A 5,231-nucleotide genomic window follows, 5' to 3' on the forward strand; every position below is an offset into this window, starting at 1 on the left:
TTTTTTGTATTTATATTGTCTAGCTTTGAAAAATAATAAGTGTCTAAGCTTTAACTTGCTTATTAAGTTGTAAATTGCTTTGTGAGTTATATTAACAATGCCCTCATGTTTTAATCTACCACAAATAAGTTCCGGAGATATCTTCTTTTTTAACAAAGCTATTATTAGATTTTTAACTTTACAGGATAGCTTATGATTATTTGAAGTTCTGCGGCTTTGATATAGCTTCTGTGCTATCTCAGCATTATAGTCACTATTTATACTAGTGCGATTAAGTTCCTTTTTTATAGCTCTTTCACTATAGCCAATTTTATTGGCTATTTGAGATGTTTGGTATCCTAATTTAAGTAATTCTTCTATACAATATCTATTTGAAAGAGTTAAGTGCTTTGGCATTTTTTAGTTCCTTATCGTTTATTTTAGTTTCGTCAAAACCTAATAAACTATATTTGGAACTCTCTTTCAACTATTTAAAACTTTCAGAATACAATCTAGCATTCATCAATCACTTTGATATATAATTTACCATCTTTTGCTCTCTCTGGTCCATGTATATCTGTATCAAATCCTGGCAGCATTGATCCTATCTTCTCTAACATCAATAAGAAATCTAATATTACCTTAGATTCTTCAGTAACTTTTTCGCCTGGGAATATCACTGGTATACCTGGTGGATATGGTAATATCATCACGGCTGAGGTCTGTCCATATAGCTCTGCTAACGGGACTTTTTTGACTTTACCTTTTAGTAATTTCTGAAAAGCTCTATGAGGATTAAGCTGTTGTTCAGGTAACACATTAAAGGCATGGTACATAAGATTAGGAAGATTAGCCTCTTTCATATACTGGTGTAATCTTTCACTAACTTCTTGGATTCTCATATCTTCATAGAACTTAGGATCTTCAGCATATAATGTTGGTAGCATCTTCTCAACTAATGTATTTTCATCATACATTTGTTTGAATTTATTAAGTACCGATATTAGCCTTACTGATTTTGCCTTTGTAGTGCCTAAACTAAAGATAAACAACAATGAATAAGGTCCAGATTTCTCAACTACAACATCATGCTCATCTAAAAACTTAGCTACTATATCTGCTGGTACACCCCAATCTTGGACATCATTATCTTTTATACCAGGAGTTAAGATTGTTATCTTAATTGGGTCTAATGAAAGAAAATCTCCATCTATATTTTTAAATCCATGCCATTTATCAGCATTTCTTAATAACCACGCCTCTTTATTAGAAATATTATCAGGTTGCCAAACATCAAAGAACCAATCACCAGCTTCTGATCTAAGCTTAACTAGCTCTCGTCTAAAATCTATCGCTAGATTGATAGTTTTATCGATAAGGTTGTAGCCCTGCTCTCCCTCCATCATTGCCGCAGCCGTCTCAACACTAGCAACTATTGGATAAAAAGGAGATGTTGAAGTATGCATCATATATGCCTCATTCAAAACCTCATCGTTATAATCACCTTTTATGTGCAACATTGATGACTGACTGAAAGCTGCTAGAAGTTTGTGAGTGGATTGTGTCTCAAAGATTATATGCTCTGGCTTTGGTTCAATCTGCATTGCAGACTTATGCTTATAGATTGGATGAAATATCGCGTATGGTATCCAAGCACTATCAAAATGTAACTTTTTAACATCTAGTTCATGATGAATAGTATCTGTATTATATAAAATACCATCATAAGTTGAATTTGTAACAACAGCATATTCAGGCCATTTATCTGCAATGCTACTATTATCAATTTTTTCTTGGATAGCTTGGCGCTGAAATTCTTCTTTAGGTATACCACCAATTATGCCATAAGCATTTCTTGTTGGTTTTAGATATATTGGATTAACATCTACCATCATCATTAGGTGTGTAACTGATTTATGGCAATTTCTATCAACAAGAATTGTATCGCCATCGGCAACACTATACATACCTACTATTTTATTAGCTGTTGATGTTCCGTTAGTAACAATTAACGATCTATCAGCTTGGAAAACTTTTGCGACATACTCTTCGGCATCTTTATGAGCCTCAGAATGATCTAATAAACTTCCTAGCTCTTTCATTGAAATAGATAGGTCTGTCTTAAAAATATTCTCACCATAAAAATCATAAAATAATGCACCTACTGCCGAACGCTGAAAACCGTAACCTCCTTGGTGACCTGGAGTACAAAATGATGAGTTAAAAGATTTGGAATATTTAAACAACTCATAGGTTAAAGGTGGCAAAATATCATTGAAGTAATTCGTAATAGTTCTATGAATAAAATCAGAATCCTCACCAGCTAGAGCATCATACTGTAAAAAGTTAATATTTAAATTAAAATCACGTAAATTAAGTTTGATACTTTGGCTATAATCAGAAACTACAAATACTGGTAACTTAGTATTAAGATGTGCAATATTATGAAATGCTTCAATACTAAAACTAGTTCTATCAAGTACGATACAACATATCCTTGAATTATCCTCAAGAATCTCTACAACCTCAGATAAATCATCTAATGTTAAAGTATGATATTCATAACTTTGTAAATCTTTTTCAATCTTTAGTAAGAACTTTTCTTTATAGGACTTTAATGTGTCTTTATATACAAATACAATTGTCTTCATTAGCTTTACCACTTATAGGCTATATACTTATGCAGTATACTAAAAGTGAATCAGATAAAAATATTTTTTACTAATGAAAATCAATAAATAATGATTTAGTTGGCGTGTTCAACTAATTCTAACTCACCATCTACTAATCTATAGATTTTATTCATACGACTAGCTAGTCTCTCATCATGCGTGACAATTACAAAACTAGTTCCAAAATCATCACTAAGCTGCTGCATCAAAGCAAATATACTTTCAGATCTTTGGCTATCTAAGTTTCCTGTAGGCTCATCCGCTAAGATACAATTAGGATTGGTAACTAAAGCCCTCGCAATAGCAACTCTTTGGCGCTCACCACCAGAAAGCTCTGCAGGCTTATGATGTGCACGATGCTCTAAACCAACTTTTGTTAGAATTTCATTGGCAAGCTTTATTGACTCTTTTTTTGTATACTTTTTGGTAATAGCTAATGGAATCATTACATTCTCAATAGCTGTAAATTCCGGCAATAAATGATGTAACTGATAGATAAAGCCTAAATGCTTATTTCGCATCTTTGCGCGCTTATTGACAGACTGATTATCAAATCTCTCGCCCATGAGCATTACTTCACCTGAGCTACATTTATCTAGTCCACCCAAAACATTTAGCAATGTTGTCTTACCTGATCCTGATAAACCCAATATAGCAACCTTCTCTCCTTTATTAATTTCAAGGTTTACATTTTTTAGTATAGCTATATCTGTTTTGAATTCTGTGTAGCTTTTTGAGACATTTTTGCAACTTAAAACTATATTACTCATATCTAAGCGCCTCTACTGGTTGAACCTTAGAAGCACTCCAAGCCGGATAAAGTGTAGCTAAGAAACTTAAAAACATAGAAACTAAAGTAACCTTAAATACATCAGACCACATAAGCTCCGATGGAATATAATTAATTAGATACACGCTAGCACTCAAGAATTGTCTCCCTGTAACATGCTGAATGAAATTAACAATCTCTGTGGCATAAGTCGATAGTAAAATCCCCAATAGAACTCCTATAACTGTGCCAATTAAACCAATTATAAACCCTTGGTAGATAAACACAGTTATAATTTGTCTTGATGACATCCCCATAGTTCTAAGAATGGCTATATCACTTCGTTTATCAGTCACAACCATAACCAAAGAGGATAATAGGTTAAATATAGCAACCGTAATTATCAGCAATAGGATAAAGAACATCATTGTCTTTTCCATTTTTAAAGCATCAAAGAAAGATTTGTTCTCATCAGTCCAATCACGAGTGAAATAATATGGTGCTATAGCACCATCATTAAGCTTATTTTTTACAAGTGGCGCATCATAGATGTTTTTTAGACCTAGTTGAAGAGATGATATTGAATTACCTGTTTCAAATACTTTTTGGGCATTTTTAATATTAATCATCGCATAATAAGCATCATATTGATAACTTATTGAGAATATACCTGATACTGTAAACTGTTTAATTCTAGGAATCATTCCAGCTGGTGTTAAGCTTATTTTAGGAACTATTAAAGTAACTTTATCTCCTATGCTAACACCTAAACTATTTGCTAGTACACTACCTAAAACAATATTATAGCCCTCATTATCATCCAATGATGATAACTTACCTTCTATGATATGATCACCAATTGGTAACACCTTAGTTTGATATTTTGGTTCTATACCTTGTATCTGTACAAAAGCAGTTGTACTACCACCATTATTTGCACTTAACAATCCTTGAGACTCCACGATAGGAGCTGCTGCTGTAACACTTGGCGCACTTTTCTCAACTTCTTTTGCTAATTTTGGCCAATCAGTAACTTGCCCACCCATTTGATATACTTTCAAAGGCGGTACCATCATCAAAATTCTATTTTTGATTTGCTGATCAAAACCATTCATCACAGACATTACTGTAATCAAGACAGCAACTCCCAAAGATATACCCAAAAAAGATATAGCAGAAATAATAGATATAAACCGATTACGCTTCTTAGCACGGATATATCTTAACCCTATAAAAAGAGGAAGACTTCTAAACATTTAAGCTTTGTTTTACAAATAAAATTACCATGTATAATAACATATTAAGGAACTAAAAACATTTGAAATAACCATAGCCAAATTTATCAAAAAAATTATCTTGGTATCAATTTTTGATTAGCCTTGTTAATTTTTACTAATTGCTGAAATATTTATATTGGCTAGATTGTATTCTGAAAGTTTTAAATAGTTGAAAGAGAGTTCCAAATATAGTTTATTAGGTTTTGACGAAACTAAAATAAACGATAAGGAACTAAAAAATGCCAAAGCACTTAACTCTTTCAAATAGATATTGTATAGAAGAATTACTTAAATTAGGATACCAAACATCTCAAATAGCCAATAAAATTGGCTATAGTGAAAGAGCTATAAAAAAGGAACTTAATCGCACTAGTATAAATAGTGACTATAATGCTGAGATAGCACAGAAGCTATATCAAAGCCGCAGAACTTCAAATAATCATAAGCTATCCTGTAAAGTTAAAAAGCTAATAATAGCTTTGTTAAAAAAGAAGATATCTCCGGAACTTATTTGTGGTAGATTAAAACATGAGG

Annotated in this window: 5 protein-coding genes; 1 reads left to right on the top strand and 4 read right to left on the bottom strand. The window is 32.3% G+C overall.

All coding sequences use genetic code 11. The features are described from left to right. The 4 genes from F8C69_RS08945 to F8C69_RS08960 form a co-directional block, all read right to left on the bottom strand. A partial coding sequence (locus F8C69_RS08945; protein WP_159184581.1) for a helix-turn-helix domain-containing protein occupies positions 1 to 396 on the bottom strand: 396 nt, incomplete at its 3' end. 95 nt (positions 397 to 491) lie between these two features. After that, complete coding sequence (locus tag F8C69_RS08950) at positions 492 to 2,630, bottom strand: lysine decarboxylase LdcC (protein WP_159184930.1); 2,139 nt, start codon at positions 2,628 to 2,630, stop codon at positions 492 to 494. Between the two features lie 95 nt (positions 2,631 to 2,725). Then, positions 2,726 to 3,421, bottom strand: a complete 696-nt coding sequence (gene lolD, locus F8C69_RS08955) for a lipoprotein-releasing ABC transporter ATP-binding protein LolD (RefSeq protein WP_159184931.1) — start codon at positions 3,419 to 3,421, stop codon at positions 2,726 to 2,728. Next, positions 3,414 to 4,676 carry a lipoprotein-releasing ABC transporter permease subunit gene (locus F8C69_RS08960; RefSeq protein ID WP_159184932.1) on the bottom strand — a complete coding sequence of 421 codons (1,263 nt, stop codon included), beginning with the start codon at positions 4,674 to 4,676 and terminating at the stop codon, positions 3,414 to 3,416. The genes lolD and F8C69_RS08960 overlap by 8 nt, the downstream gene beginning before the upstream one ends. A gap of 260 nt (positions 4,677 to 4,936) precedes the next feature. On the opposite strand from F8C69_RS08960, the gene F8C69_RS08965 reads away from it, so the two are divergent. Continuing rightward, positions 4,937 to 5,231, top strand: a 295-nt coding sequence (locus F8C69_RS08965) for a helix-turn-helix domain-containing protein (RefSeq protein ID WP_159184785.1), incomplete at its 3' end; no start/stop codon positions are given.

The sequence above is a fragment of the Francisella noatunensis subsp. noatunensis genome, from assembly GCF_009823375.1.
GTDB lineage: Bacteria > Pseudomonadota > Gammaproteobacteria > Francisellales > Francisellaceae > Francisella > Francisella noatunensis.